Source organism: Nonomuraea sp. NPDC005650 (assembly GCF_040605375.1).
Classification (GTDB): domain Bacteria; phylum Actinomycetota; class Actinomycetes; order Streptosporangiales; family Streptosporangiaceae; genus Nonomuraea.
In genome coordinates this window covers 104,666-129,567 of record NZ_JBEXCR010000031.1, presented here as the reverse complement: position 1 = coordinate 129,567, position 24,902 = coordinate 104,666, and the positions used below count along the sequence as shown (strand labels likewise).

The window sequence follows — 24,902 nt, the reverse complement described above, 5'->3', positions numbered from 1 at the left end:
ACGGATGAGCCCCGCGGCTGCCTGGCTCTTCCCCGCTCCGGCACTGCTGGCGCTGATCGTCTGGATGTACGCCCCCATGGTCGCCACCGGGGTGCTGAGCCTCTTCTCGTGGGACCTCACCTCGCCCGACCGGGCGTTCGAGGGGGCCGGGAACTACGTGCGGCTGGCCACCCAGCCCGAGTTCGCCAACGCGGTCGTCCGCACGCTGCTGTACATCCTCGCCATGCTGCCCTTCGCCACGGTGATCCCGCTCGGGCTGGCCATCCTGCTGTGGAAGCGGCCCGGACGCGCCTCGAACGTCTACCGGACCCTGCTCTTCCTGCCCGTCATGCTGGCGCCCGTGGCCACCGCCATCTCCTGGCGGTTCCTCCTCAACCCGTTGCAGGGGCTGGTCAACACGGTGCTCGGCGGGCTCGGACTGCCAGGGCCGAACTGGCTGGGCGATGCCCGAACCGCTCTGCCGGTGATCGTCGTGATCACCGCGGCGAAGATCGCGGCGCTGAACATGCTGCTGTTCGGCGCGGCCCTGACCGGGCTGGACCGCAGCTGCCTGGAGGCCGCCAGGGTCGACGGCGCCACCGAGTGGCAGACCACCCGGCGCATCGTGCTCCCGCAACTGCGGCGCACCACCGTGCTGCTGACGCTGCTGTGCGTCGTGCTCGCCGGCCAGTGGGTGTTCACCAACGTCGCGGTGCTCACCCAGGGCGGCCCCGACGGCGCCACCGACAACATCTACTACCGGCTCTACACCTACGGGTTCACCTTCTTCGACATCGGCACCGCCTCCGCCGCGGGCGTCGTGATCGTGCTGGCCCTCGGGGCGGTCACCCTCGTCGGAAGGAGTCGGCGTGCGCGCGTATGACAGAGGCGTGCGCCGGCTGGGCTGGCACGCCGCGCTGCTGACGTCGGTCGCAGTGATGATCTTCCCCGTGCTGTGGGCGCTGTCGGCGTCCTTCAAGCCGGCCAACAAGATCTACGGCACCGAGCCGCTGCCCTCGCCCGCCGTCCTGGAGAACTACCGGGTCGCGCTGCTCGACTTTCCCATCGGGCAGGTGCTGGTCAACACGTTCGCGATGGCGAGCGGCGGCACGCTCGTGCAGCTCCTGGTCGCGATCCCGGCGGCGCACGCCTTCGCGCGCTTCCGCCTGCGGCACGAACGGCTGGCCACGGCGCTCGTCACCGGGGCGCTGCTGATCCCCCCGCAGGTCGTGATCGTGCCGCAGTTTCTCATGGTGTCGGGGCTGGGCTGGCGCGACACGTACTGGGGGCTGATCATCCCGCAGCTGTCCGGCTGCGCCCTCGCGGTGCTGCTGCTGCGCGAGCACGTCCGCGCCATCCCGGCCAGCCTCTTCGAGGCGGCCACCGTCGAGGGCGCCTCGGAGTGGTCCGTGCTGAGATTCGTCACCATCCCCCTGCTGCGCCCGGCGCTCGGCGCGATCGCGATCCTCACCTTCATCAACATCTGGAACGAGTACCTGTGGCCGACGCTCGTGGCGCCGACCGTGGAGCACACGACGATCCAGACGGGGCTGCAGCTCTTCCTGAACCAGGAGGGCGCGAACCCCGGGCCGCTGATCGCCGCGGCCATGCTGACCACTCTGCCGATCGTGGCCGTCTACCTCGTGGCATCCCGCCGGGTCATCCACGCCTTCCTGCAATCCGGAATCGGGTGAATCCGGATGACAGGTCGATCAGCGATCACCCACAGGCGGAGGTCAGCCTCTCGTCGATGCCGGGTTCGCCCGGACCTCGCGGCCGTGTGGGGGCGGCGAGCCGGGTGACCTGGAGCCCGGCCGCGGTCCACGCCTGGAAGCCGCCGATCACGTCGGTGGCGTTCGCCAGCCCGATCTGCCTGAGGGACGAGGCGGCGAGGCTGGAGGAGTATCCCTCGTCGCACAGGATGATCCAGCGGATGTCCGCCGAGGTGGCCTCGGGGATCCGCGCGTCGCAGCGCGGGTCGAGCCGCCACTCCAGATGGTTGCGTTCGATCACGATGGCGCCGGGCACCTCGCCGCCGCTGCGGCGCTGGAACTCTGGCCGGGTGTCCACGATGAAGGCCTCGCCACGGCTCGCCGCGGCGCAGGCCTCGGCGGGCGGCAGGCGGCGCAGCCCGGTACGTGCCCGAGCCAGTAACGTGTCGATGCTCACGAGACTCCAGTGGGGGGATCCAACGCGCCGTTGGTTTGAAGACCGATGGTGCCACCGGGCACGTTCGTGATCTTAGTCCTCTCCGGGAGCGCTCGAGGGCTTTCAGATCTTGACGATGATCTCCGCTCGGCCCTTCTCCGACGTGGCCGTGATCTTCCAGCAGCCGCGTGCGGGGAAATTGACGCCCATCGGCAGCGGCCCCGGCAGCCCCTCCGACGTGGGGCTGAGCCTGGCCTGTCCCTTGGCGTCCGTCCCGACCGCCGTGACCGTCACGGACGGCGGCTGGTCGCTGGACGTCCACAGCGGGCGTTTGGCGTAGAACCCGCTGCCGGCCGGCTCCACGGAAGCGCCCCAGGTGGCGTCATCCGGCGCGATGAACCAGATATCGGATTCGCCCACGGCTCGTTCGATGCCGGCGTCCAGGAGCGCCGGTGGAAGCTCTTTCGCCGCGCGGATGGTGTCGTCACACACCGCAGGTGCCTCTCCTTCGGCATCGGGCCGGGCCGCGGCACCGCACCCGCCGCCGCACAGAGCGGCGACGGCCACGGATGCCGCGACCCGGATGATCGACCGGAAACGTCGTGTCACCATGTCCAGGCCGTCCACAGGGGCAGGGCCAGCATGACGACGATTCCGAGCAGTTGCGCGCCTCGAACGTTGGTCCACAGGCGCTGGCTGCGCATGAGCCCCGTGCTGGTCGGGCTGCCGAGGCTGACGGAAAGGATCAGCGGTATCGCGAAGGCCAGGCCGTAGACCGCGCCCAGCCATGGAGGCGCCGCTCCCGTGAGGGCCGCGAGCAGCACGACCCACGACGTGAACGAGACCCGGTAGGTCGTACCGATGATGCCCGTGTCCCCACCCCACAGCAGCGGTGTCACCCACCAGGTGTCCGTCGTGTGCGCCAGTTCCTTGGCAGTCTGGCGACGCAGGCCCAAGGACATGCGTCCCCGCGCGGCCGCGAGGATGTCGACCACCAGGCCGGCGACGCTCGCGACGCCCAGGATGACGGTGACCGCGGAGGCGGAAAGCACACCGGAGACCAGCTGACCCAACTGCGACAGGACGAACACCGTCAGAGTCGCGGTCGAGACGTGCGCGGCGGTGAGAATGAGGATGAACGACCGGGCTCGTTGCCGGCCGAGCTCAGAATCCCCTTGCACGAAGGGGCGGATCACTCCGATGAATGACTGGCCTCAAGGACTGTACAGCTGGGCGAAGCCCGCCACAGCCGCCAGTGAGAGCACCCAGTAGGTCAGCATGCCTGGATCAGTAGTACCAGATGGAGCAGTAGTACGAGCCGGACCAGCATGAGGAGGACGTGGTGCACTCGCCGCAGTACACCGTGCGGCCGCTGCCGTCCTTGCAGGTCCAGTAGGTGCGCTTGTATCCGGACGGGCAGTACCAGCGGGGCCGGTCCACCGGATACGGGCACCACCGGCTCGTCGCCAGCGCGCAGCACGGCGAGCCGAGCGGGTCGGCCTTGGCCTCCTTCGGCTGGAGGAGGGTGGCCAGCCCGGCGATGATGGCGCCGGCGGCGGTGTACATGCCGGCGCGACGTAGTGGTTCCTTGATGGTGCGGATGGTCTCCGGCTCGGCGTTCTGCATGGTGGTCATGCCACTCCCGCTTGTCTGTCAGGGGATGGTGATGAGTTCTGGCGCGGCCAGGAGTGCTTCGAGTTGCCGGAACGACGGGATGGTCTGGGCGGACACGGCTCTCCCGTCCTGGAACACGACGGCCGAGGGTGCCACCGTGATGTCGAGCGCGGTGGCGATCTTGGCCTCCTCGTCGACGATGACCCGGTCGGCGGGCATCCTCGCCGCGGCCAGCCACGTCTCGGCGTCCTCGTGTGAGCGTGCTTCGATGACGAGCCGCACACCGTGCGGCACCTCGCCGCGGAGCCGTTTGGCGATGGTCTGGCAGGTGGAGCACATCGTTGACAGGAACAGCACGATCAGGCGCTCGTGCCCGTCGAACTCGGCCGGCAGCCCGGCTGAGGACGGCGGCGTCGGCAGTCCCTCGGGAAGGGCGAGCGCCTCGGGGGTGTCGTTCAGCCCCAGTTCGGTGCGCACCACTTCGAGCGTGCGGTACTGGTCGACCAGCGCCAGGACGCAGATCAACACAACGATGGTGAGAATGCAGACGGCTATGGTGAGTGCGATCACGAAGCGTCCTTGTTGACGACGGCCCGGGTGAACACGCGGTTCTCCCGGGCGAGGGGGAGGCCTCGCAGCCCGGCCAGGACGGCGAGGCCCAGTGCCAGGGCTGCCAGAGTCCACAATCCCTGCTCGGCGCGCAGCCCGCTCTGGTCCATCAGCACCAGCACGGCCAGGGCGCCCCACAGGGGCAGGTACGCGAGCTGCCTGACGCCCAGCGGCCGCGAAGAACGGCCCAGGCACGCGCACCCGATGTTCTTGCCGCCGAGCAGCGCCATGGCGCCCGCGCCCGCGAAGGAAAGCCCGAGAACGCCCACCATGAGAGCGGTGAGCACGGGCCATGGCATTGCTGCCAGCATCATCGCGGTCGCGATTTCCAATAACGGCACGGCGTACGCCAGCGCGCCTTTCCCGGGAACCGCCAGGGCGGCCAGGGTAAGGCGAAACTCGCGCGGTTCGGCGAGCTTTCGGGTTCCGGCGTAGAGGAGGAGGGTGGCCGCGGCGAACCGGACCAGGAGGGAGAGAAGTTCAGGCATCAGGCGGTGCTGGGCGATCTGACGTCGAGCACCTGAGCGTCCGGCAGTGTCGTGCCCATGAGCGCGACGAGGACGGAGCTCTGTCCCGCGGCGCTGAGCTGCTGTGAGGGAGCGGCCTTGACGCCGTTGAGGCTCACGACGCCCTTGCTGTCGCGGCTCGGCGTACCCGTGGTCCAGGCGCACAGAGGCAGGGCCACGAGCCCCAGCTCGGAGACCCGGTCGGTGACGGTGACGAGGTCCCCGACGCGCGGCAGCACGCCCTCGGGAAACCCGGTGTAGGAGACGCTCTTGAAGGTACGGCCGTCGCGCTCGGCCACGGCGGTGACCGTGCCGGACGCGATTTCGGTCACTCTGGCGGTCTCTTCGACCGTCGTGGCCGACGCGAGCGCCTCGCTCGCCAGAGCCCCGGCGGCTACTGTGGAGACCGTCGCCACTGTGCCGGTTCTGAGAAGGTTTCGTCTGGACAGGAAACGACGCTGCTCACCTGACATAAGGCCTCCGCCGAAAACGAAACATCACCGGGCATTTCACGGGATATCCGGAAATTTGGGTACGCCGCCCGGTGCGCGAATTCAGTGTGAGCCGCCTTGATCATGGCTGTCAATATGGTGTCCAAAAAGTCTGACAGCTGACCGAAAGCCCGGTTCCCAGCGCTCTCAGCGCGGGCGGTCGTCCGTACGGGCCGCAGGTGTCGCCGAGCCGTGACGGGCCTGACAGATCCGCAGGTCGTCGCTGATGCGCCGGGTGACGCCGCGCGCGTCGAGGCGTTCGAGGAGGGAGAGGACGACGCGGCGGCTGGTCGCCAGGGCGAGCCGTGCGTCCCTGACGGTGAACGGCGAGGCGAGCCGCGCCAGCGTGTCGGCGGCCCGGTCCAGCGCATCGGGCAGGAGCACGACGTTCTTCCCGATCGAGGTCAGCGCGCCCGAGCGGACCGCCGCCGCCAGCGCCTTGCCGGTGAGGCCGAGCTCGGCGAGCCGCTCGGGCGTCGGGGCGTCGAACGGCCGCTCGCCGAGGTGGGCGGTCAGCTCGGCCACCGCTCTGGCGATGGGCGCGGGCAAGGCGTCGCCGGCCGGCACCACGCGCCCCGACCGCAGCGCCAGCGGCGGCGCGACGAGCGCTTCCACGAGCCTGCGGTCCGGCAGCCCGAGCACCTGCGCGGCGGCTTCCAGCGTGACACCCGGATCGAGCGGGGGCCGGCGCGCGACGTGGTCGGCCAGGCTGCGCCGCAGAGCCGACCAGTGCTCGGGGTCGGCGAACCAGTCGCCGGTCACGGGCTCGCCGGCCGGTGGGCAGCCCATCGCGGACAGCTCGGCCCCCGACAGGACGCCGTGCCAGCGCAGCAGGGTGACGGCGTCGGGCAGGCCGGCCTCGCCGAGTTCGGCGGCCCGCGCGGCGGCGGCCCCCCGGCGTCGCAGCGGAGCCGGGCGCACGTCCAGCACGTGGACGCCGGCGGTGATCTCGTGCCGTCCCGGCTCGCGGAGCAGGGCGCGGTCGCCCGTCCTGAGCGGCAGGGCCCGGTCGAACGTGAGCCGGGCCGTGCCGGCCCCCAGCGCCCGGACCTGGACGGGCACGGCCGCCGAACCGACATGCAGGGTGGCCGCACCGCGCCGGCCCGCGTCCGGCGCCAGCCGGACGTCGGCGACCTGAGTCCGCAGCCAGGCGTCAGGCGTCACCAGCGCCATGCCGCGGGACAGGGCCGCACGGTCGACGCCGCGGAGGTTCACGGCGACCCGCGCGGTCGCGTGGACCACGTCCGCTTCCCGGTTGAGCGTCTGCAGCCCGCGGACTCTGACCCGGTGGCCGTCGACGTCCAGCTCGTCGCCGATGCGGAGAGTCCCCTGAGTGAGCGTGCCGGTGACGACGGTCCCCGCGCCCTTGACGGTGAACACCCGGTCGATCCACAGCCGGACCGCTCCCTCGACGTCCGGGCTGGGCAGCCCGGCGACGAGCTCGGCCAGCGCCCCCTCCAGTTCGGGAAGGCCCGCGCCGGTCAGCCCGCTCACTGTCATGATCTCGGCCCCCGCGAGCCCGGTGCCGTCGAGGCGCTCCCGTGCCTGCCGTACCGCGGGCACGGGGTCGGCCAGGTCGCAGCGGGTCACGACGACGAGCCCGTGCCGCACGCCCAAGGCGTCGAGCGCGGCCAGGTGCTCGGCGGACTGGGCCTGCCAGCCACCGTCGGCGGCGACGACGAACATCACCGCCGGGACCGGCCCCACCCCGGCCAGCATGTTGGTGACGAACCGCTCATGCCCCGGCACGTCGACGAACGCGATCCGCTCACCCCCGGGCAGCGTCCTCCAGGCGAACCCGAGGTCGATCGTCATGCCGCGGCGCTTTTCCTCCGCCCAGCGGTCGGGCTCCATCCCGGTCAGCGCCCTGACCAGCGTCGACTTCCCATGGTCGATGTGGCCGGCGGTGGCGATCACATGCACGCGCGCTCCACGGCCGCGGCGATGGTCTCGTCCTGGCCGGGGTCGACCGTGCGCAGGTCGAGGATCAGCCGCCCGCCGGCGACCCGGCCCACCACAGGGGGGTTGCCGGTGCGCAGCCGTACGGCCAGCCGGCCGTCCACGGCGATTCCCGCGCTGGGCAGTTCCACTCCGGGGGCGCCGCCGCCGCCGACCCTGGCGACGGTCTCCACCGCCTCCGCGCGGTCGCCCAGGCGCCCGGCCAGCCGCCGCGCGCGCTCGGCGAGCTCTTCGGCGGGTACGTGCAGCGCGACCTGCACCGGCGGACGCGGGCCGCGCAGCGTGGCCTCCAACGCGGCGAGGGTGAGCTTGTCCACCCGCAGCGCCCGGGCGAGGGGGTGGCGGCGCAGCCGGTCCACCAGCGCCGCGTCGCCCAGCAGGAGCCCCGCCTGCGGGCCGCCCAGCAGTTTGTCCCCGCTGGCGGTGACCAACGCGGCTCCCGCGCGCAGGGTGCCGGCGGCGTCCGGCTCGCCGGGCAGCAGCGGCTCTGCCCGCAGGAGCCCCGAGCCGATGTCGGCGACCACCGGTGGGCCCGCCGTGGCCAGCTCCGCGACGGACACCTCGGAGGTGAAGCCCTCGATGCGGAAGTTGGACGGGTGCACCTTGAGGATGAATCCGGTCTCCGGACCGCAGGCGTCCAGATAGTCCCGCAGGGACGTCCGGTTGGTGGCGCCGATCTCGCGTAACCTGGCGCCGGTCGACTGGAGGAGCTCGGGGATGCGGAAGCCGTCGCCGATCTCCACGAGCTCGCCGCGGCTGATGACGATCTCCTTGCCCTGGGCAAGGGCGGTCGCGGCCAGTACGAGCGCCGCGGCGTTGTTGTTGACCACATGGACCGCCGCCGCCTCCGGGACCGCCGCCGCCAGCGCCGCGAGAGCCGTCCGGCCCCGTCGCGCCCGCCCGCCCTCGGCCAGGTCGAACTCCACGTCGGCGTAGTCGGCGGCGGCCCCGATCGCCGCCACCGCGGCACGCGACAACGGCGCCCGGCCCAGGTTGGTGTGCACGATCACGCCGGTGGCGTTGATGACGGAGCCGATGCCGCTGGCCGTCGCCGGCAGCAGCGTCAGCACCGCGTCAACCGCCTCGTCCGGCTTGAGCACGCCCTCGCGAACCCGCTGCTGCGCCGTCCGCACCGCGGCCTTGACCAGCTCGCGCCCGAGTGCCTCCTGGGCGGCGACGAGCCGCGGGTCGGACAGCATGCTGTCGGTCCGCGGCACGCGACTGCGTTGATCCACTGACGGCTTCCCCCGCTGCTCGATGAGCGGAGGCGGACGGGAATCGAACCCGCCGCGCTGAGATCCTCAACGCCACTGGTTTTGAAGACCAGGAGGGCCACCAGGCACCTATACGCCTCCAGAGGTGATCATAGTTTCATGAACGAGCTCAGACTGACGCAGTACGGCACCGGCGGTGGCTGTAGCTGCAAGATACCCCCGAACGAGCTGGAGACGCTGGTGGCCGGGTTCGCCCGTACCGGCTCCGGCGCATCCCCGGCGGGGGACTTACTCGTGGGCATCGACCACGGGGACGACGCGGCCGTGGTCCAGGTGCCGGGTGACGCGTACGCCATGGTGGCGACGACCGACTTCTTCCCTCCCGTCGTCGACGACGCCTACGACTTCGGCCGGATCGCCGCCACGAACGCGCTCTCCGACGTGTACGCCGTCGGCGGCGAGCCGGTCATGGCGCTCAACCTGCTCGGCTGGCCGCGCGGGGTCCTGCCCCTCGAACTGGCTCGCGAGGTGCTGCGCGGCGGCTTCGACGTCACCCGGGCCGCCGACTGCCATCTCGCGGGAGGTCACAGCATCGACGACCCGCACCCCAAGTACGGCCTCGCCGTCACCGGCCGCGCCCACCCCGACCGCCTGCTGCGCGTGGACGCCGGCGCGCCCGGTGTCCCGCTCACCCTCACGAAGCCGCTCGGCGTGGGCGTGCTGAACACCCGGCACAAGGCCACCGGTGAGGTGTTCGCCGAGGCGATCGCCGTGATGACGACGCTCAACCGTGACGCCGCCCGCGCGGCCGTGGCGGCGGGGGTGCGCTGCGCCACCGACGTCACCGGCTTCGGCCTGCTGGGCCACCTGTACAAGCTCGCCCGGGCGAGCGGCGTCACCGCCGTCATCGACAGCACCGCGATCCCGTACGTCGCGGGCGCCCGGGAGGCCGTCCGCGACGGGTACGTCAGCGGCGGCTCCCGCAGGAACCTGGACTGGGTGGCGCCTCACTGCGACTTCGGTGACCTTCCGGAAGACGAACGCCTGCTGCTGGCCGACGCGCAGACCTCGGGCGGGCTGCTCGTCGCCGGCGAGATCCCGGGCCACCCGATCATCGGCGAACTCGTCCCCCGCGCCGAGTCGGTGCTGATCGTGAAATAGACCCGTCCCCGTGTCCGGCCGGCTGACGCTTCTCGCGCGGGGCCGGCTGTGGCACGCACACCATCTCGGTGCCGGACTCAGCGAAGGGCGTCGTGCCTGAAGTCCTTGGGTGAGATGCCGAACGCCTTGCGGAAGGCGCGACTGAAGTCCGCAGGGTGGGAGAAGCCCCAGCCGGCGGCGATGGCGTGGATGGGGGTGTCGCGCATGACGGGGTCGGCAAGGTCGCGGCGGGCGCGTACGAGGCGCTGGGTCCTGATCCAGGCGGAGACCGTCGTGCCCTGCTCCTGGAAGAGCCGGTGCAGGTAGCTGGGGGAGATGTGGTGCGCGGCGGCGAGCGCGCCGGGGGTGAGGCCGGGCTCGCGCAGGTGCTGCTGGATGAAGGCCTGGACGCGCAGGGTGAGGGCGCGGGCCGGAAAGGCGGAGTCGCTTTCGAGGGCGTGCGCGAACAGCGCGTCGACCAGGCCGAGGAGCGCCATGCCCACGCGCGGGCCGTCGGCGGGGCGGTAGGAGCCCGCGCCTTTGCCGGTCAGAGTGGCGACGAAACCGGCCAGCAGGGCGCCGATCCCGTCGTCGCCGGGGATGCTGCGGCCGAGGATCCGGTCCATGCGGCCGGTCGGCAGCGACAGGAGCGGCTTGGGGATGATGACGGTGGCGTGCTGGAACGGGGTCCTGCCGTCGGGCGTCAGGAAGTCGCACTGTTGCAGGCGCGAGATGTCGTGGACGAACAGGTCCCCCACCCCGGAGGCGACCTGTGTGTCGTTCCAGGTGGCGCGCAGGGTGCCCCGTAAGGGGAGCTGGAGCTGGTACGCCTCGTCGTGCGCGAAGTCACGGGTGGGGGTCGGGTTGCGCCACATGTGCATGGGCGCGAAGGTCTTCTTGGCCACGCGCAGGGGGCCGAGTTCCGTCTCGTGGTCGTCGGCGTAGAAGTCCTGCGCGTGATCGCTGGTCATCTCGAAGTCCGACCCGCTGCAGATGCGCTCGCGCCAGCGGTCGAATCGTTCCTTCGTGGGGATGTCGTCGATCCGGAAAGCGTTCTCGATCACGTGCCCATTCTTGCCCGGGGCGCGAGGGGCGACGACTCCGCCGCCGTCGTCACGACATCGGGACCCGCCGTGGATCCGGTGCTCACTGACAACGGAAACCAGGGAGATCGGCGGGACCCGGTGGTGCGGCGGCTCAGACGGCGGGGCGGCCCAGGCCGCGCAGCTGGGCCGGGGTCAGCGCGGAGACGTTCTGGTCGATGGGGGAGTCGGTGTACTGGTGGATGGCCCAGGACTTCCAGTCGGCGGGCGGGGTGATGGCGCCCTTGGCCTTGCTGTAGTGGGCGACCCACAAGGGGTACTGGGCCAGGCCCTTGCCGTAGGTGTTGGCGAAGTTCCAGCCGCTGTAGATCATCGGGGTGATTCCGGTCTTGGCCTTCACGTGCGACAGCCAGGCCTTGGCCCAGGCGTTGACCTCGGCGACGGACCTGCCGTCGGTGGCCTCCAGGTCCAGGACCAGCAGGTCGCCGGCCTTGGCAGGCTGCGAGTTCACCATGGCGAGGAAGTACTCCGCCTCGGCGATGGGGTTGTTGCGGGGGTGGCCGAAGTGGTACGCCCCCCGCACGATCCCCTTCTTGCCCATTTCGCGCCAGTGGCGGGCGAACGAGGAGTCGCGGAAGGACGTGCCCTCGGTGGCCTTGATGATGCCGAACTGGGCCGGGCTGGCGGCCCAGTCGTACTGGGCCTCGTACCTGGAGACGTCCACGCCGTAGGTGAACGCCCTGGTCTCCTGCTGGGTTGTGTGCCGCGAGTCGTGGTCGGCGGTCGAAGCGAGCGCGGTGCCGGTCGCGCCCGTGAAGGCGGCGGTCCCGGCCAGGAGCGCGCCGGTGATGGCGAGGCTCAGGCGCTTGGCGGGAAGAGCGCGGTGGCTCTTGAGGGCATGGGTGAGTGCGGCAAGCCGGGGCTTGGGCATGAGGGTATTGACTCCTTGCTTCCATGCCGCCTACCGGGTTAGCTGACGGGTTCGGGCGTGGAAGTGCCCTACGGGCGCAGCCTGGGCTGGCGTCCGATTCACCCCGGAAGAGAATGGGTCCCCGGTTCCGCAGGGGATGCGGATTCGGCGGCCGTACGCAGCGCTTGGGGCGGCGTACGGTCTGGTCAACGAAACGGCAACGCAGCGGCGGAAATGCCGGCCGCTGCGCTTATCACGGATACATAAAGGTATATATCCCCCCATGGGTGGTGCAAGTGGGGCAAATCCGATCCCCGGTGGATCGGGCCCGAAGCGCCTTGCTGGTAGCAGGTTCGGAGCCAGGTAAAGGTTTGCGGGCTGCCGCTTCCAGGATCTCCCCGTGGCGGCTGAGGCGAGTGTGGCGACCAACCTGCGAACGGCCCCGTGCGGGCGGCGTCGTGAACGGGTGGCTGACGGGACAGCATTGTTCTTAGTGGACAGACGACTTGATCTTCACACTTTTCACCGGCTCTTCTCCTGAATGGGATAAGCCTGCGGCGTGGCGTCACGGAGCAGCTGACGGCGGCTGGAAACATCGTACGAGTCTCGGAGAACGTCGCTCTCCGGGGCAGTCGCGATCATGGCCGGTATTTCGGAGGAGTGGTACATGCTCACGCCAATTCCCCGAACGGCAGCCGTAGCCGCTCCCGGCAGGCCGAAGGCGCGTCTCTCGACCAGAAGAATGACCATGTCGACCATGGGCGGCTGCCTTTCGATGGTCGTGGCCGCCGCCTTGCCTCTTTCGGCGCACGCAGACAGCGTCGACCACCAGGACGACAGCCTCGACCTTGGCCGCGGCCGGTGTTCGCCGCGAACCTTCATCAGAGCCGATCGGCTTTCCCCGAGGAACTTTCTCGTGCCCCGCACCCGCTACATCGACGGCCCCGGCGGGTCGATGAAGGTGCAGGTCACACGGGAGCACCAGGTGCGCGCCGCCATCGAGGGATTCAACGACGGGCAAGCCGAGATCAGCACCGGCGACCTGGTGCGCAAACTACGAAGGATGGGGTTTTCCCATCTTCAAGAAGCGCACAAGGTCTTCGGCGGGCACAAATATGAGCGAAAGGTCAGCAAGGACATGTACGGCAACTTGTCGTACCGCGTCTTTGGCTACCGCATCGGGTGGTCGGCCTGGGCCGTCCTTGGCACGTGCCGCCACGTCCGGATCGATTCCGGAATCGCCAACGTGCCCGCCAGGGTCGAAGGCTGGCGATATTGGGAGACCAAGCACCCGCGGTTCAAGGGCCGCCGACTGTCTTTCGCGTGATGCCAGACCTCGGGACGTGACTCCCGTACCGCCGGCGTGAGCTCAATCTTGCCCACTTTTGACGGCTCTCGCCTGGACGCTGGAGTGCAACCATGGTTACTGTAACTGTGGTTGCAGCGAAGGAGGTCTGATGGCGGGCACGGTGGGGCAGTGGGTGCTGCTGGCGTACCGGATCCCGCGCCGGCCTTCGACGTTGCGGATCACGATCTGGCGCAAGCTGGACCGGCTCGGGGTGGCGCGGTTGGGCGACGGGCTGGTCGCTTTGCCTGCCGACGCGCGTACCCGTGAGCATTTGGAGTGGATCGCCGAGGAGATCGGCGAGATGGGCGGCAGCACGAGCATCTGGCTGGCCGCTGCCGGAAACGTGGCGCAGGAGAGGGCCATCGCCGCGGACATGCGCCTGGCGCGGGCGGAGGAATACCGCGCGGTGATCACGGAGGCCGGGGCGGCGGCGCGGGCGCGGCCCGGCGAGCGCAGCCGGGCGGTCAAGCGGCTGCAGGCCGAGCTGCGCAGGATCGGCCGCCGCGACTACTTTCCGCCCGCCGAGCGTGAGGCCGCGCAGCAGGCGGTACGCGTTCTGGCCCAGGCGACGGAGGGCGCCGTATGAGGTGGGCCACGCGTGCGGGAGTGCACATCGACCGGGCCGCGTGTGCCTGGCTGATCCGTCGCCAGGTCGATGCCGAGGCGGAGTTCGTGTTCGTGGGGGATCCCGCCGAGGTCCCGCCCGATGCCACGCCGTTCGACATGCGCGGGGTGGAGCTGTCGCACCACGGCGGCGACTGCAGCTTCGAGACGATCCTGCGCCGGTACGAACTGGACGATCCGGTGTTGTGGAAGCTGGCCGAGATCGTACACGAGGCCGACATCGACGACGAGAAGTTCGACGCGCCAGAAGCCGCAGGACTGGACGTGGTTCTGCGCGGGTTGTCGATGATCTGTGACGACCCGCGCGTCCTGGAGATCACGGGGCCGGTCTTCGACGGGCTGTACGAGTTCTACCGGCGCTCGCTGCTGCTGGGGCGCGAGCCGTCGTGATCCGCAATGTTGTCGGCATCCTGCTGGCCTCCCAGGCGCTACGCGGTCTGGGGTACGGCGTGGCGGCGGTTCAGCTGGGGGTGATCCTGCGGGCCGACGGGCTGTCGCCGGCCGAGGTGGGGCTGGTGCTGGCGGCCGTTCTGGCCGGCACGTTCGCCTCCAGCCTTGCGCTGGCACGCTGGGCCGATCGGGTCGGACGCCGGCGAACGTACGCGGCTCTCTACGGTGCGCTGACCTGCTGCGGGATCGTCATCGCGGCCGGGGCACCCATGTGGCTGCTCGCGGCGGTGGTGATGACGGGCGCGCTGTCGGTCGAGGTGATCGAGTCCGGGCCGTTCACCACGCTGGAGCAGGTGATGCTGGCGGGCACGGGGCGTCCGCGGCGGGAGGTCGTACGCGGGTTCGGGCTGTACAACGCGGTCGCGGCGGCCGCCGGGACGTTGGGTGCGCTGCTCGGGGCGCTTCCCGCGGATCGCCGGCTGCTCGGCGGTGTGCTGATCGTGGCCGGGGTCGCTGGCGCGGCGCTGGCGGCCCTCCTGCCCGCGAGCGTCGAGGCGCCGGCGACGGGCCTGACCCGTCCTCGGCTGCTTGCCCGGTCCCGTGGGTGGGTGGCCCGGCTGGCCGCACTGTTCGCGGCGGACAGCCTGGCCGGGGGGTTCGTGGTGCAGGCGTACATCGGCTACTGGCTCAGCGTGCGCTACGGCGCGACCACCCAGACGATCGGGATCACCTTCGCCGCGCTGGGTGTGTTGCAGACCGCCTCCCTGCTGGCAGCGCCGGTGGTGGCGGGCCGGATCGGGCTGTTGCGCACGATGGTGTTCACGCATCTGCCGTCGAACCTCCTGCTGGCCGCCGTCCCGTTCGCACCCGCCCTGCCGTGGGCGATCGCGCTGCTACTGGCCCGGGCGTGCCTGTCGCAGATGGACGTGCCGACCCGGCAGGCGTACGTGATGGCGCTGGTCCCGGCGGAGGAACGGACCGCGGCGGCCGCGGTCACGAACACCGCCCGCTACTTCACCCGGCCCGCCGGCCCCGCACTTGCGGGTTTGCTGCTGCCTCTCGGCCTGGCGCTGCCGTTCGTGATCGCGGGAGTCGCCAAGACCGGATACGACCTGACCTTGTGGCGGATCTTCCGGTCCGTTCGCCTGCCCTCATGAGGTGGCCGTGAGCATCGACGTCCATGCCGACGTGATCCCGTTCCGTCAGGCCGTACGCGCCTGGTTCCTGATCTCGCTGCAGACGTTCGGCGGTCCGGCCGGGCAGATCGCCGTCATGCAGCGCACGCTCGTGGAGGAGCGGCGCTGGATCGGCCAGCAGCGGTTCAACCACGCGCTCAACTACTGCATGCTCCTGCCGGGCCCGGAGGCCCAGCAACTGGCCATCTACGTGGGCTGGCTGCTGAACGGCACGCGCGGCGGCCTGGTGGCCGGGACGCTGTTCGTGCTGCCGGGCATGCTCGCGTTGCTGGCCCTGTCCGCGGTCTACGTGCTGTGGCAGGACACCGCGGTGGTGACCGCCTTGTTCGCCGGGATCGCCCCGGCGGTGCTGGCCATCGTGGCTCAGGCCGTCATCCGGGTGGCCAGGCGTTCGCTCACGCACCCGATCCTCGTCGTCACCGCCGTGGCCGCCTTCGCCGCGCTGGCGCTGTTCGGCGTGCCGTTCCCCGTCGTCATCGCCGTCGCCGCGCTCGTCGGCCGGACCGCTCACAAGCTGGCGCCGCACGCCTTCAAGACCGGTAACGGGCACGGCGGCGACGGCGGGCCCGCTCCGCTGATCCCCGACGACGCGCTGCACCACGCCCGGCCGAGCCGGCGTTCCGCGGGCAGGGTCCTGGCGGTCGGGCTGGTGGCGTGGTGGCTGCCGGTGGCGGCGGTCGCGCTGCTCACCGGGACCGACAGCGTCTTCACCACCCAGGGGCTGTTCTTCTCCGGCACCGCGCTGGTCACCTTCGGCGGCGCGTATGCGGTGCTGGCCTTCGTGGCGCAGCGGGCCGTCGAGACGTACGCCTGGCTGAGCCCCGGCGAGATGGTCCGCGGCCTGGCCATGGCGGAGACCACGCCGGGGCCGCTGATCATGGTGGTGCAGTTCGTGGCGTTCCTCGGCGCGTACCGCGATCCCGGGGCGCTGCCGCCGTGGGGCGGCGCGCTGCTGGGGGCGCTGCTGACGACCTGGGTCACGTTCGTGCCGTGCTTCCTGTTCATCTTCCTCGGTGCCCCGTACGTGGAGCGGCTGCGGCACAACCAGGCCATCAGCGCCGCGCTGACCGGCATCACCGCCTCGGTCGTGGGGGTCATCGCCAACCTGGCGCTGTACTTCGCCGAGCACACCCTGTTCGCCAGGACCTTCATCTGGGAGGCGGGCCCGCTCCACGTCCAGCTGCCCGAACCGGGCACGGTGAGCCCGGTGGCTCTGGCGATCACGGTGGCCGCGCTGGTCATGACGTTCACCCTCAAATGGCCGATGCTGCGCATCCTGGCCATCTGCGCGGTGCTGGGCATGGGTACGGTCCTGCTTCCCTGAACCGGTCAGACGGCCGATCGCCATCGAACAGTTCGCGACGTAGCCAGGTTTCTACGCGCTGACCTGGGAAACTAACGTCGAGTGCGATGCTTACCTCGACTGCCTCACGATGGGCTCCATGGCTCCGATGCGACCGGCCGCAGCCCGAGCCCGCGATAAGCAGTCCGGGGGATGTCGTTGGTGGGTTGAGGCATGGGCAGAGGTGGTGTCATGGATGTCGATGCGGAGAGCGCGCGTCCATCCATGCTCATTTTGGCCCGTGAGTCGCGGGCCATGACGCAGGCGGACGTCGCCGACGCCATGACGAAGGCTCTTGATGGCGAGGGAACGGTAACCCAGGGTTATGTGAGCAAGGCGGAGTCGGGCCGTCTGAAAGTGTTCGGCGACCGGCTCGCGCTCTACGCGCAAGCTCTCAGCTACACGCCACACCTCCTCTGCTTCGACGGTGATGCCGAGGGGGCCGGTGTCGGACTCATCCACCACCGTAAGAAGGCCTCGCTCGCCACGACCTCGCTGCGGACCGTACATGCTCAACTCAACCTGGTCCGGCTGCAACTCCGTAATCTGCTGCAGGCAGTCGAGGCACGTCCTGCCGTCCTGTTCGAGCGCATCGAGGTGGATGACCGCGAGACCGCCGAAGACGCGGCGCAGGCTCTCCGCGCCAGGTGGGGTCTCCCACCCGGCCCGATCGAATCCGTCGTCGGTGCCATCGAGTCAGCGGGAGGTCTGGTCATTCGGCGTCCGCTGGCAGGGCGTGAGCTCGACGCGGTAAGTCAGTGGCCTGAGGGGGAAAATCCGATCTTCATCGTGAACGCCCTCGCGCCTGCCGACCGTCAGCGTTTTACGCTCAGTCACGAACTCGGACACGTGGCGATGCACGTCGTTCCGAACGGCCTCCAAGAGCAGCAGGCGGACCAATTCGCCGCAGAGTTCTTGCTGCCCGCCCGTGACATCGAATCCGACCTCAGAACTCATCTCGATCTCGATCGCCTGCACGAGCTGAAGAAGGTCTGGCGAGTGTCGATGGCGACCCTTCTCCGACGCGCCCAGACCCTGGGGGCAGTAAGTGGCTGGCGTCACCGCCAGCTGACCATCGAGCTGTCCACGCTCGGATACCGCACGGCCGAACCCCAGATTTTTCCGCCGGAGAAACCGGCCCTGATTCCGGCCTTGATCCGGCGCCTGCGGCAGGAACGACAGCTGGCAGTGGCAGATCTTGCGCGTCTTGCCGGACTGCATGAGGACGAGTTCATCGACTTCTTCCTCGCCGAGGCCGGCACCCCCTAGACCAGCCGTCCGGTCGTTCTGGCCCGTCCTTCGAGTGGGGGAAGCGCGCGGTCACATCGGCACCACCGACTTCATGACAGCGCCGCGCAACTCCCGCACCCCACAGGCTGGCGGCCTCATTCACCCCAAGAGACGATGGCATGCGATGTTGCGCAGCCGGAACTCTCGTTCGTGACGCGGGAACAACGCGTCGCACCTCATGCCGATCAGCGATGGCTCCCCGCCGCGTCGGGAGATGTCCGGCGAGACCGACCACGGGCCGCCCGGTGCGCGCTTTGATCGAGGACCCGGCGAGGGAGTGCGACGTTCGACCGCGGGATCGGCGAGCGGCCGTGACCGTACGACTACGTGCCGATCGTGCGGCTCATCGGTGTGCGCAGGACGCCTGACCGCGTCGACGCGGCTGGTAGCGCCACAGCCGTCGTCCCGTTTGCAGGTCTTCACGTGAGGCATGGGCGGCGATGCCGGGCCCGCGTCGGCGGCTGAGACACTCGGCTCACGCTGCGGCAGGGCAGGGGAGGAGACAACGTTGCCGGTGACGTCCCGCAGAGGCTCCACTGCCCGAGGCGAGGATTCGTGCCGGACGTCGGAACCGGGCAACCCGGCTTCGCCCAGAGTGAGCGCGGCGGCCACGGTGGCGACGGCACCGCCCACCAGCAGCAGCGTCCTGAAGCCCGCTCGTCCACACAGTCGTTTAACCTTCTCGCGCATTCCTTGCTCTCCGATGCACTTGACCGTAACGGAGCGCAGCGTATCCGCGACTCTTCGCGTGCGCGTCGGGCTTTGATCTTCCCTTGGTCAATCATGGCGCCGGGTGTCTACAAGAGCCGCGTTGCCGCCGTTCAGCCAGGGTGAGGTGGTCGAAGGCTGAAGGCCGCTTGGTGTCCGGTCGGCAACGTCATCACGCTCCCACCACCGGCACCCGCAAGCTGCCGGGCTGGGATCCGGTCAGCCCCGACCTCGATGACGGCCACAACTTCACCACCGGCTGATCCCGCGCCCGCCCCGCCTCCGACCACCCTGGCGAGCCTCACTGCCCCGATGTCCTGTGACATATGATCTTGAGCTCGCGCCATGGCCGATGGCGCGCCGTACAGACAAGGAATCCGTATGACCACCACCGCGCTCATCGTCGGGGACCTGCAGGCGGGCATCGTGGACAACTACCCCTTCGCGGCCGGCGTGCTCCCCGTCGTGGAAAAGGTTCTCCCCGCGGCCAGAGCCTCCGGAATCCCGGTGATCTTCATACGTTTCGGGCTCCGGGCCTCAGGCCTTGACGTGGCGGCGGGAAACCAGTTGATCAGTGGTCTGCACGGGGCGGGGACGCTGTTCCACGAAGATTCCCCCGAGACGCTCGTGCACCCGCGCATCGCGCCGTTGCCGGGCGAGGCCATCGTTCTCAAGCGCCGCGCCAGCGCGTTCGCGGCGACCGACCTCGATCGGATCCTGCGCGCCCAGCGCATCGACTCGATCGTGCTGACCGGGGTCGCGACCGGGGCGATGGTCGCCGCCACCCTCTACGACGCCTCCGACCGCGACTACCACGTGACCGTGCTCAGCGACGCCTGCGCCGACGGGGAACCGGACGTGCACGACTTCCTCATCAACCGCGTCTTCCCGGCCAGGGGCGCGGACGTCCTCACAGGCCACGAGTGGATCGCCCGCCTGTGACCAACCGCCGCCGACTTCTATTACGTGAGAAATCCCTGACTCACCCTGTGCCCGCTCCAGCAACGCAAGGCGCCAAGAATGTCCCCCACCACGTCCTTTGCCGGAACCCCCAACGGTTCACTCTCGCACCACCCGCTGGAAACCGGCTCATCCGCAGCCCAGTGAACGTCCTTTGGAGCACGAAACCTGGCCACCACGACAGGTGGCCAGGTCGACATGCTGGGGCGCAGGGGAAGTCAAACCCCGTTCCAATCCAGTCCTCGCTCAACGGCGACGACGGCGGATGGACCGGCGACTGCTGCAACCGCCGCCCCTCTTCCTCGGCCTCAGCCGCGGCCCCGGCCCAGGAGGTTCCATGGCCACGGGCAAGATCCTCGCGGCGGACATGTAATGCGGGAAGATCATGGTTTCGCTCCTTTCGGGAAATCGGCGGAGCGGTTGAGGGGCTGGAGTGCACATCCCCAACTATCTAGACCTACCTCTCATACAGCCACGTTACTCCGCGCATCATTCCTGACTCGAGCGCGCCCAGCATGCGGGCCTGGGCCCGGGCCCGGCCTTACCGGTGGTGGTGTCGCCACCCCTGGGCGCCAACCGGCCCTCTTGAGGGGGCAACGGCTCTCAGCGTCGCAGCTGCGAGCCGTTGCCGTTCGCGGGCGTTGTCAGCACATCGGGCTGAGACTCAACGACCCTTCGGTGACTCGGCGGTCAGGGGGTGGCGGTGTGCCCCTGGGCCGGGGCAGGGTTTTGCTTGCCGATGGATGCGATGGTGCCGGCCACGCTCTGCACCACGTCGCTGACGTCGGCGGAGGCGGGGGCGGCCACGGTGCCCAGGATGGTGGACATGAGGGCGAAGGCGGCCAGGAGGGCGGCCATGCGGCGGTGTTGATGCCTGGTGGGGGTCATCAGAGGCCTTTCTGTGTGTGGTGCTCTGACTGTCATCCCGAGGTGTCCCCTCACCTTGCGACTACAGAACGTAACCAATCATCACTATGGGCTTCTATGAGATGTTTCTAATCCCCGTCAATGATCTTCAGAGTGGGCCAGAGGCAGTCGCGTACAGCATGTTTGGAAGGGAGAGAGCCCCAACCCGCGCTCCCGTTCCGTCAGGTCCTCGTACCTGACACCACGGAACAGGACGGGCGCGGGCCCTGGATCAGTCGCTCGGGAAGAGGCCGCGTCCGAACGTGCGCTCGACGGCGATGCGCGTCAGCCAGCCGAGGCCCGCAGTGAAGAGCGGCGGCCACACGACCAGCCCGAACGAGTAGCCGACCAGCACGGCCAGCGGGATCCACACGCGGTGCAGCGCCTGGTGGAGCGGCCCCGGCGGGCGGACCCCGGCCAGCCGGGCCAGATCGGGCAGAGCGAAGAACAGCAGCATGGCGGCCGTGGTCGGCAGGCCGTACTTGACGCTCTCGAACACCGCGAACGCGGCCAGGAACAGCGCCAGCGTGCCCCAGCCGATCTTCCGCGGCCAACTGACGGCGCGGCTCGGGCTGTCTACTCGCGTGGTGTGCTGGGATGCGTCGTCATCCGCGCCTTCGGCTGTCACGGCAACAGCTTAGGCCGGATCCGGGCCCGGACTATTTCTCCGGAAACCGACCTATATCGCCTTCCGCTACGTCGCCTGCGAGGACACGTTTTACTTGCCGCCGGAACCCGCCCCCGATGTTGATCGTTTAGGCGAGCGGCAGACCAAGTCAGCAAGCTTCGACAGGGAGAACAACGTCGTGGTCTTCAAACGGATGCTGGGCGCGTTCGGCGTCGGCGCCCCCTCGGTGGACACCGTCCTGACCACCCCGCGAATCCGGCCAGGCGGCACGCTGTCCGGTGACGTGCGGCTCAAGGGCGGCGACTTCGACGCCGACATCGAGCACATCACCCTGGGGCTGGTCGCCCGGGTGGAGATCGAGCACGGCGCCGGGGTCGGCGAGTTCTCGCGTGCTCACGTCTCGGGGCCGTTCACGCTGCGCGCCGGCGAGGAACGCGCCGTCGCCTTCCAGATCCCGGTGCCGTGGGAGACGCCGATCAGCGAGATCGGCGGCCAGCACCTGGCGGGCATGCAGCTCGGCGTACGCACCGAGCTGGCCATCGCCAAGGCCGTCGACAAGGGAGACCTGGACATGGTGGCGGTCGAGCCGCTGCCCTCGCAGTCACGCATCCTGCAGGCGTTCGTGTCACTCGGCTTCCACCTCAAGTCCGCCGATCTGGAGGCCGGTCACCTGTACGGGGTGCACCAGGAGCTGCCGTTCTACCAGGAGATCGAGTTCTATCCGCCCGCTCAGTACCACGGCATGCTGGGCGAGGTCGAGATCACGTTCGTCACCGGTCCGCATGGGCTGGAGGTGGTCCTGGAGGCCGACAAGCGCGCCGGCCGGTACTCGGGCGACGCCATCGGCCGTTTCACCATCAGCCACGAGGACGCCCTGCGCACGGACTGGCCCAGCGAGATCGACCGCTGGCTGGCCGGCCTGACCCGGCACGGGCACGGAGGTTACGGACATTCCGCGCCCCATGGCTACGGCCACGGTGAGCACCAAGGCGGGTACGGCCACCCTGGACAGTACGGCGACCATCACGGCCATCCCGGCCACCACGAGCAGCATCGCGGCGGTCCTGGCTGGGGCACGGTGGCCGCGGCAGGTGCCGCGGGGCTGGTCGGCGGGTTCGTGGCAGGCGAGATCGCCGAAGAGATCTTCGAAGGAGACGACGACGAAGGCGGGGACGGCGACTGGTAGCGGACCGGCCCGCTGTGATGCGGCGTAACGCTCGGGAGCCCAACAGCCGTCGGCGAACAGGTCCTCCCGTCGCCTCAAAGATGTAGTCGACTGCGGCGGCGCTCAGATGCCGTTGAAGGCTTCCTTTATATGAGAGGGCTCTAATGGACCTTCACGGTTGTCCAACCGTCCACCGGGAAGGTACCGCACGGGCATGAGCATCGGAGGTGTTGATGGGGCTGGCGCTGCGGTGGTTTCTGTCGGCCACCACGGTGGTGCTCCTTCTCGTGGCGACGCCGCCGTTGATCGTCCGGCAGAGCGTGCCCCTGCCGGCCGCGGTGCTGATCGCGGCCGATGACCATCAGGACCGCATCACATGGCGCTACTACGACCAGGACGGCCCCGATGATCGCGAGGAGCCTGGCGCGCACGGGGTTTCGCAGCCCGGTGAGAAGACGGAAGCGGACGACGGCACCGGTGGCACATCGTGCGAAGACGGTCGCGCGGGTTCCGGCTCAGTTGGCCGCGGTGAAGGCGCCGCGGCAGTTGAGGAGCTCGATTCTCAGGTCGCCTGTGGTGACGGCCAGTCGGGATGGCTGGCGCTGATGGCCATCTCGGGTACGACCGTCTTCGCGGGTGCCGCGTACTGGCTGACGACCAAGCTCGATCCGCGGTCGGACTTATCGGCGGCGGCGCATGCCGACTCTGATCGGGCCGACAGGCCGCCCCCTCGGGCCACAGTGGTGAGAGCTAGTCGAGACCAGCAGTGTGGAGCAGGATGGCGATGGCGGCGATGGCCAGAAGGACGACGAACAGCATGACGGTCGCGACGGTCATCACCACCCGCCGCCAGCGGCTCATCGCCTCATGGTCGGTCTTGCGGGCCACACTGCGACGTTAACAGGCGAGACGGCAGGAGCAAGGCAACCCCCGGTGGCCGGCCTGCGCGTCGCCGTGTGACGCATAAGATCAAACGCCCTCTTACAGCCAGTCGTGTTCGCGTGCGTACCGCGCCGCCTCGTGCCGGGTCCGGGTCTGGGTTTTCTGCATCGCGTTCGAGAGATAGTTGCGCACCGTGCCCTCCGCCAGGTGGAGTTGGGCGGCGATGTCGGCGACCGAGTAGCCTTCGCCGGTCGCCCGCAGCACGTCGATCTCGCGGTCGGTGAGCGGGCAGTCGTCGACGAGGGCGAGGGCGGAGACGTCCGGGTCGATCCAACGCTTGCCCTCGTGCAGGGTCTTGATGACCGAAACGATGTGCGCCGGTTCCGCGGACTTGCTGACGAAGCCCTGGACGCCGAGCTTGAGCGCCTTGCGCAGCACGCCGGGCCTGGCGTGGCGGGTCAGCATGAGGATTATCTGGCCTGGCCGCGCCTGACGGATCTCCGCGACGGCGCCGAGCCCGTCCACACCGGGCATCTCCAGATCGATGACGAGCACGTCGGGCCGGTGCAGCAGTGTGGCCTGCACCGCCGCCGCACCGTCTCCCGCTTCGGCGAGCACGGTGATCTCGCCCTCGAGAGGGAGCAGTGATGCCAGTGCCTTGCGGAGGAGGGCTTCGTCGTCGGCGAGTACCACGGTGGTCATCGGTTCTCCTGTGCTTCGGAACGTCGGCGCGGGAATGCCGCGGCCGGCCGTCGGCAGAATGCGCAAGGGTGTCCATGTGTGGGCTCTCCGGGATCGAACGGCAGAGTCCGCCAGTATTCTTCCCGTCCCGTGGCGGCGCCAGTGACACCACGTCATGCGTTCACGCCAAGGATGTCATGGCGAGGTCATGACGTGGTCGCACTGCCAGATTCGCGGGGCGACGGCTGAAATCGACGGCATGTCCTCGACACCAGTCATCGACGTCGACCGTCTGAACCTCACCTACGGCGACTTCCGCGCCGTGCGGGACCTGTCCTTCCAGGTGCGGCGCGGGGAGTTCTACGCCCTGCTCGGCACGAACGGGGCGGGGAAGACCTCGACCCTGGAGACCATCGAAGGCCACCGCACGCCCACCTCGGGCACCGTACGGGTCTTCGGGCAGAGCCCGCGCGACCGGCGGGCGGTGCGGCCCCGGATGGGCATCATGCTGCAGGAGAGCGGATTCTCGCCGGACCTGACGGTGCGGGAATCGCTCCGGCTGATCGGAAACCTCACCGAGCGCATCGACACGGTCGAACGCGTGCTCGGCATCGTCGACCTCACCCGCAAGGCCGGCACCAAGGTGTCCCAGCTCTCCGGCGGCGAGAAGCGGCGGCTGGACTTCGCCACCGCCGTGTACGGAGCCCCTGAGCTGATCTTCCTGGACGAGCCCACCACCGGCTTGGACATCCAGTCCCGGGACGACCTGTGGGACGCGGTGGACCGGCTGCGCGAAGACGGATCCACCATCGTTCTCACCACGCACTACCTGGAAGAGGCCCAGCAGCGCGCCGACCGCATCGGGCTCATGCACAAAGGCGCCTTCCACCGGGAAGGGACCGTCTCCGAACTGACGCGCACCCTGCCCGCCGCCATCCGCTTCTCCCTACCGGCCCCCGCACCCGCGCTACCGCTGCAGGCCACGCGCGAGGGTGAGGGGAAGTACCTCATCGAGACCTTCGGCCTGCAGAAGGACCTGCACACCCTGCTCCGCTGGGCCCAGGACCACGCGATGGAGCTGCGGGACCTCCATGCCGGACCGACCCGGCTCGACGACGTCTTCCGCGCGCTCGGCAGCGACCAGCCCACTCCCTGAACTTCCAAGAAAA

28 protein-coding genes, 1 tRNA gene and 1 riboswitch are annotated in these 24,902 nt (G+C 69.6%); of the genes, 12 read left to right on the top strand and 17 right to left on the bottom strand.

Features of this window, described 5'->3' with window-relative positions; all coding sequences use genetic code 11:
• Positions 1 to 4: 4 nt before the first annotated feature.
• Positions 5 to 862, top strand: coding sequence for a sugar ABC transporter permease (locus ABZS69_RS43085; protein ID WP_355382877.1), 858 nt, complete (start codon positions 5 to 7; stop codon positions 860 to 862).
• Positions 849 to 1,673, top strand: coding sequence for a carbohydrate ABC transporter permease (locus ABZS69_RS43080; RefSeq protein ID WP_355382874.1), 825 nt, complete (start codon positions 849 to 851; stop codon positions 1,671 to 1,673). Before ABZS69_RS43085 ends, ABZS69_RS43080 begins: the two co-directional genes overlap by 14 nt.
• Before the next feature lie 25 nt (positions 1,674 to 1,698).
• Here ABZS69_RS43080 and ABZS69_RS43075 read toward each other — a convergent pair whose 3' ends face one another.
• The 10 genes from ABZS69_RS43075 to ABZS69_RS43030 form a co-directional block, all read right to left on the bottom strand.
• A complete protein-coding gene (locus tag ABZS69_RS43075; protein WP_355382871.1) occupies positions 1,699 to 2,148 on the bottom strand; it encodes a rhodanese-like domain-containing protein in 450 nt (149 codons plus the stop codon).
• 102 nt (positions 2,149 to 2,250) lie between these two features.
• The gene (locus ABZS69_RS43070) at positions 2,251 to 2,619 is read right to left on the bottom strand and encodes a hypothetical protein (RefSeq protein ID WP_355382868.1); all 369 of its coding nucleotides are present in this window, start codon (positions 2,617 to 2,619) and stop codon (positions 2,251 to 2,253) included.
• 113 nt (positions 2,620 to 2,732) lie between these two features.
• A complete protein-coding gene (locus ABZS69_RS43065; protein ID WP_355382865.1) occupies positions 2,733 to 3,308 on the bottom strand; it encodes a hypothetical protein in 576 nt (191 codons plus the stop codon).
• Between the two features lie 106 nt (positions 3,309 to 3,414).
• Entirely contained in the window at positions 3,415 to 3,762 is a 348-nt protein-coding gene (locus ABZS69_RS43060; RefSeq protein ID WP_355382862.1) for a hypothetical protein, read from the bottom strand.
• An 18-nt stretch (positions 3,763 to 3,780) separates the two neighbouring features.
• Entirely contained in the window at positions 3,781 to 4,311 is a 531-nt protein-coding gene (locus tag ABZS69_RS43055; RefSeq protein WP_355382859.1) for a hypothetical protein, read from the bottom strand.
• A complete protein-coding gene (locus ABZS69_RS43050; protein WP_355382856.1) occupies positions 4,308 to 4,838 on the bottom strand; it encodes a MauE/DoxX family redox-associated membrane protein in 531 nt (176 codons plus the stop codon). The genes ABZS69_RS43055 and ABZS69_RS43050 overlap by 4 nt, the downstream gene beginning before the upstream one ends.
• Complete coding sequence (locus ABZS69_RS43045; protein ID WP_355382853.1) at positions 4,838 to 5,188, bottom strand: hypothetical protein; 351 nt, start codon at positions 5,186 to 5,188, stop codon at positions 4,838 to 4,840. Before ABZS69_RS43045 ends, ABZS69_RS43050 begins: the two co-directional genes overlap by 1 nt.
• Before the next feature lie 306 nt (positions 5,189 to 5,494).
• On the bottom strand, positions 5,495 to 7,270 hold the full coding sequence (gene selB, locus ABZS69_RS43040) for a selenocysteine-specific translation elongation factor (RefSeq protein WP_355382850.1): 1,776 nt from the start codon (positions 7,268 to 7,270) through the stop codon (positions 5,495 to 5,497).
• On the bottom strand, positions 7,261 to 8,523 hold the full coding sequence (gene selA / locus ABZS69_RS43035; protein WP_355382847.1) for an L-seryl-tRNA(Sec) selenium transferase: 1,263 nt from the start codon (positions 8,521 to 8,523) through the stop codon (positions 7,261 to 7,263). The genes selB and selA overlap by 10 nt, the downstream gene beginning before the upstream one ends.
• Positions 8,524 to 8,567: 44 nt before the next feature.
• Positions 8,568 to 8,661, bottom strand: a tRNA-Sec gene (locus ABZS69_RS43030).
• Between the two features lie 18 nt (positions 8,662 to 8,679).
• On the opposite strand from ABZS69_RS43030, the gene selD reads away from it, so the two are divergent.
• A complete protein-coding gene (selD, locus tag ABZS69_RS43025) occupies positions 8,680 to 9,681 on the top strand; it encodes a selenide, water dikinase SelD (protein ID WP_355382844.1) in 1,002 nt (333 codons plus the stop codon).
• Positions 9,682 to 9,758: 77 nt separating this feature from the next.
• Here the strand turns inward: selD and ABZS69_RS43020 are convergent, their stop codons facing one another.
• The 3 genes from ABZS69_RS43020 to ABZS69_RS43010 form a co-directional block, all read right to left on the bottom strand.
• The gene (locus tag ABZS69_RS43020) at positions 9,759 to 10,724 is read right to left on the bottom strand and encodes a helix-turn-helix domain-containing protein (protein ID WP_355382841.1); all 966 of its coding nucleotides are present in this window, start codon (positions 10,722 to 10,724) and stop codon (positions 9,759 to 9,761) included.
• 133 nt (positions 10,725 to 10,857) lie between these two features.
• Positions 10,858 to 11,634, bottom strand: coding sequence for a GH25 family lysozyme (locus ABZS69_RS43015; RefSeq protein ID WP_355382838.1), 777 nt, complete (start codon positions 11,632 to 11,634; stop codon positions 10,858 to 10,860).
• 12 nt (positions 11,635 to 11,646) lie between these two features.
• Positions 11,647 to 11,794: riboswitch (cyclic di-AMP (ydaO/yuaA leader) on the bottom strand.
• 341 nt (positions 11,795 to 12,135) lie between these two features.
• On the bottom strand, positions 12,136 to 12,372 hold the full coding sequence (locus ABZS69_RS43010; protein WP_355382835.1) for a hypothetical protein: 237 nt from the start codon (positions 12,370 to 12,372) through the stop codon (positions 12,136 to 12,138).
• On the opposite strand from ABZS69_RS43010, the gene ABZS69_RS43005 reads away from it, so the two are divergent.
• From ABZS69_RS43005 to ABZS69_RS42975, 7 genes are all read left to right on the top strand, one after another.
• Entirely contained in the window at positions 12,362 to 12,940 is a 579-nt protein-coding gene (locus ABZS69_RS43005; protein ID WP_355382832.1) for a hypothetical protein, read from the top strand. The two genes, ABZS69_RS43010 and ABZS69_RS43005, sit on opposite strands and share 11 nt — an antisense overlap.
• Before the next feature lie 130 nt (positions 12,941 to 13,070).
• The gene (locus ABZS69_RS43000; RefSeq protein ID WP_355382829.1) at positions 13,071 to 13,547 is read left to right on the top strand and encodes a Chromate resistance protein ChrB; all 477 of its coding nucleotides are present in this window, start codon (positions 13,071 to 13,073) and stop codon (positions 13,545 to 13,547) included.
• Positions 13,544 to 13,975 (top strand): chromate resistance protein ChrB domain-containing protein, encoded by a 432-nt coding sequence (locus ABZS69_RS42995; protein ID WP_355382826.1) that lies wholly within the window; start codon positions 13,544 to 13,546, stop codon positions 13,973 to 13,975. The genes ABZS69_RS43000 and ABZS69_RS42995 overlap by 4 nt, the downstream gene beginning before the upstream one ends.
• The gene (locus ABZS69_RS42990) at positions 13,972 to 15,132 is read left to right on the top strand and encodes an MFS transporter (protein ID WP_355382823.1); all 1,161 of its coding nucleotides are present in this window, start codon (positions 13,972 to 13,974) and stop codon (positions 15,130 to 15,132) included. Before ABZS69_RS42995 ends, ABZS69_RS42990 begins: the two co-directional genes overlap by 4 nt.
• A gap of 7 nt (positions 15,133 to 15,139) precedes the next feature.
• On the top strand, positions 15,140 to 16,495 hold the full coding sequence (gene chrA, locus ABZS69_RS42985; RefSeq protein WP_355382820.1) for a chromate efflux transporter: 1,356 nt from the start codon (positions 15,140 to 15,142) through the stop codon (positions 16,493 to 16,495).
• Between the two features lie 210 nt (positions 16,496 to 16,705).
• Positions 16,706 to 17,782 carry an XRE family transcriptional regulator gene (locus ABZS69_RS42980; RefSeq protein ID WP_355382817.1) on the top strand — a complete coding sequence of 359 codons (1,077 nt, stop codon included), beginning with the start codon at positions 16,706 to 16,708 and terminating at the stop codon, positions 17,780 to 17,782.
• Between the two features lie 1,110 nt (positions 17,783 to 18,892).
• Positions 18,893 to 19,453 carry a cysteine hydrolase gene (locus ABZS69_RS42975; RefSeq protein ID WP_355382814.1) on the top strand — a complete coding sequence of 187 codons (561 nt, stop codon included), beginning with the start codon at positions 18,893 to 18,895 and terminating at the stop codon, positions 19,451 to 19,453.
• Between the two features lie 708 nt (positions 19,454 to 20,161).
• Here ABZS69_RS42975 and ABZS69_RS42970 read toward each other — a convergent pair.
• Entirely contained in the window at positions 20,162 to 20,329 is a 168-nt protein-coding gene (locus tag ABZS69_RS42970) for a hypothetical protein (RefSeq protein WP_355382811.1), read from the bottom strand.
• A gap of 280 nt (positions 20,330 to 20,609) precedes the next feature.
• On the bottom strand, positions 20,610 to 21,005 hold the full coding sequence (locus ABZS69_RS42965) for a hypothetical protein (RefSeq protein WP_355382808.1): 396 nt from the start codon (positions 21,003 to 21,005) through the stop codon (positions 20,610 to 20,612).
• A gap of 178 nt (positions 21,006 to 21,183) precedes the next feature.
• Here ABZS69_RS42965 and ABZS69_RS42960 point away from each other — a divergent pair, with 178 nt between their 5' ends.
• The gene (locus ABZS69_RS42960; protein ID WP_355382805.1) at positions 21,184 to 22,191 is read left to right on the top strand and encodes a sporulation protein; all 1,008 of its coding nucleotides are present in this window, start codon (positions 21,184 to 21,186) and stop codon (positions 22,189 to 22,191) included.
• A 729-nt stretch (positions 22,192 to 22,920) separates the two neighbouring features.
• On the opposite strand, the gene ABZS69_RS42955 is transcribed toward ABZS69_RS42960, so the two are convergent.
• Both ABZS69_RS42955 and ABZS69_RS42950 read right to left on the bottom strand, forming a co-directional pair.
• Positions 22,921 to 23,058 (bottom strand): hypothetical protein, encoded by a 138-nt coding sequence (locus ABZS69_RS42955; RefSeq protein WP_355382802.1) that lies wholly within the window; start codon positions 23,056 to 23,058, stop codon positions 22,921 to 22,923.
• A 93-nt stretch (positions 23,059 to 23,151) separates the two neighbouring features.
• Positions 23,152 to 23,754, bottom strand: coding sequence for a response regulator transcription factor (locus tag ABZS69_RS42950; RefSeq protein ID WP_355382799.1), 603 nt, complete (start codon positions 23,752 to 23,754; stop codon positions 23,152 to 23,154).
• A gap of 238 nt (positions 23,755 to 23,992) precedes the next feature.
• On the opposite strand from ABZS69_RS42950, the gene ABZS69_RS42945 reads away from it, so the two are divergent.
• Positions 23,993 to 24,889, top strand: coding sequence for an ABC transporter ATP-binding protein (locus ABZS69_RS42945; protein WP_355382796.1), 897 nt, complete (start codon positions 23,993 to 23,995; stop codon positions 24,887 to 24,889).
• Positions 24,890 to 24,902: the final 13 nt, after the last annotated feature.

Bases quoted from the DNA above. Each gene is read 5' to 3' on its own strand.
- ABZS69_RS43085 (WP_355382877.1), top strand. From the start codon at position 5: ATGAGCCCCGCGGCTGCCTGGCTCTTCCCCGCTCCGGCACTGCTGGCG.
- ABZS69_RS43060 (WP_355382862.1), bottom strand. From the start codon at position 3,762: ATGACCACCATGCAGAACGCCGAGCCGGAGACCATCCGCACCATCAAG.
- ABZS69_RS43050 (WP_355382856.1), bottom strand. From the start codon at position 4,838: ATGCCTGAACTTCTCTCCCTCCTGGTCCGGTTCGCCGCGGCCACCCTC.
- selD (WP_355382844.1), top strand. From the start codon at position 8,680: ATGAACGAGCTCAGACTGACGCAGTACGGCACCGGCGGTGGCTGTAGC.
- ABZS69_RS43015 (WP_355382838.1), bottom strand. From the start codon at position 11,634: ATGCCCAAGCCCCGGCTTGCCGCACTCACCCATGCCCTCAAGAGCCAC.
- ABZS69_RS43005 (WP_355382832.1), top strand. From the start codon at position 12,362: ATGTCGACCATGGGCGGCTGCCTTTCGATGGTCGTGGCCGCCGCCTTG.
- ABZS69_RS43010 (WP_355382835.1), bottom strand. From the start codon at position 12,372: ATGGTCGACATGGTCATTCTTCTGGTCGAGAGACGCGCCTTCGGCCTG.
- ABZS69_RS43000 (WP_355382829.1), top strand. From the start codon at position 13,071: ATGGCGGGCACGGTGGGGCAGTGGGTGCTGCTGGCGTACCGGATCCCG.
- ABZS69_RS42995 (WP_355382826.1), top strand. From the start codon at position 13,544: ATGAGGTGGGCCACGCGTGCGGGAGTGCACATCGACCGGGCCGCGTGT.
- ABZS69_RS42980 (WP_355382817.1), top strand. From the start codon at position 16,706: ATGGATGTCGATGCGGAGAGCGCGCGTCCATCCATGCTCATTTTGGCC.
- ABZS69_RS42975 (WP_355382814.1), top strand. From the start codon at position 18,893: ATGACCACCACCGCGCTCATCGTCGGGGACCTGCAGGCGGGCATCGTG.
- ABZS69_RS42970 (WP_355382811.1), bottom strand. From the start codon at position 20,329: ATGGCCGCCCTCCTGGCCGCCTTCGCCCTCATGTCCACCATCCTGGGC.
- ABZS69_RS42950 (WP_355382799.1), bottom strand. From the start codon at position 23,754: ATGACCACCGTGGTACTCGCCGACGACGAAGCCCTCCTCCGCAAGGCA.
- ABZS69_RS42945 (WP_355382796.1), top strand. From the start codon at position 23,993: ATGTCCTCGACACCAGTCATCGACGTCGACCGTCTGAACCTCACCTAC.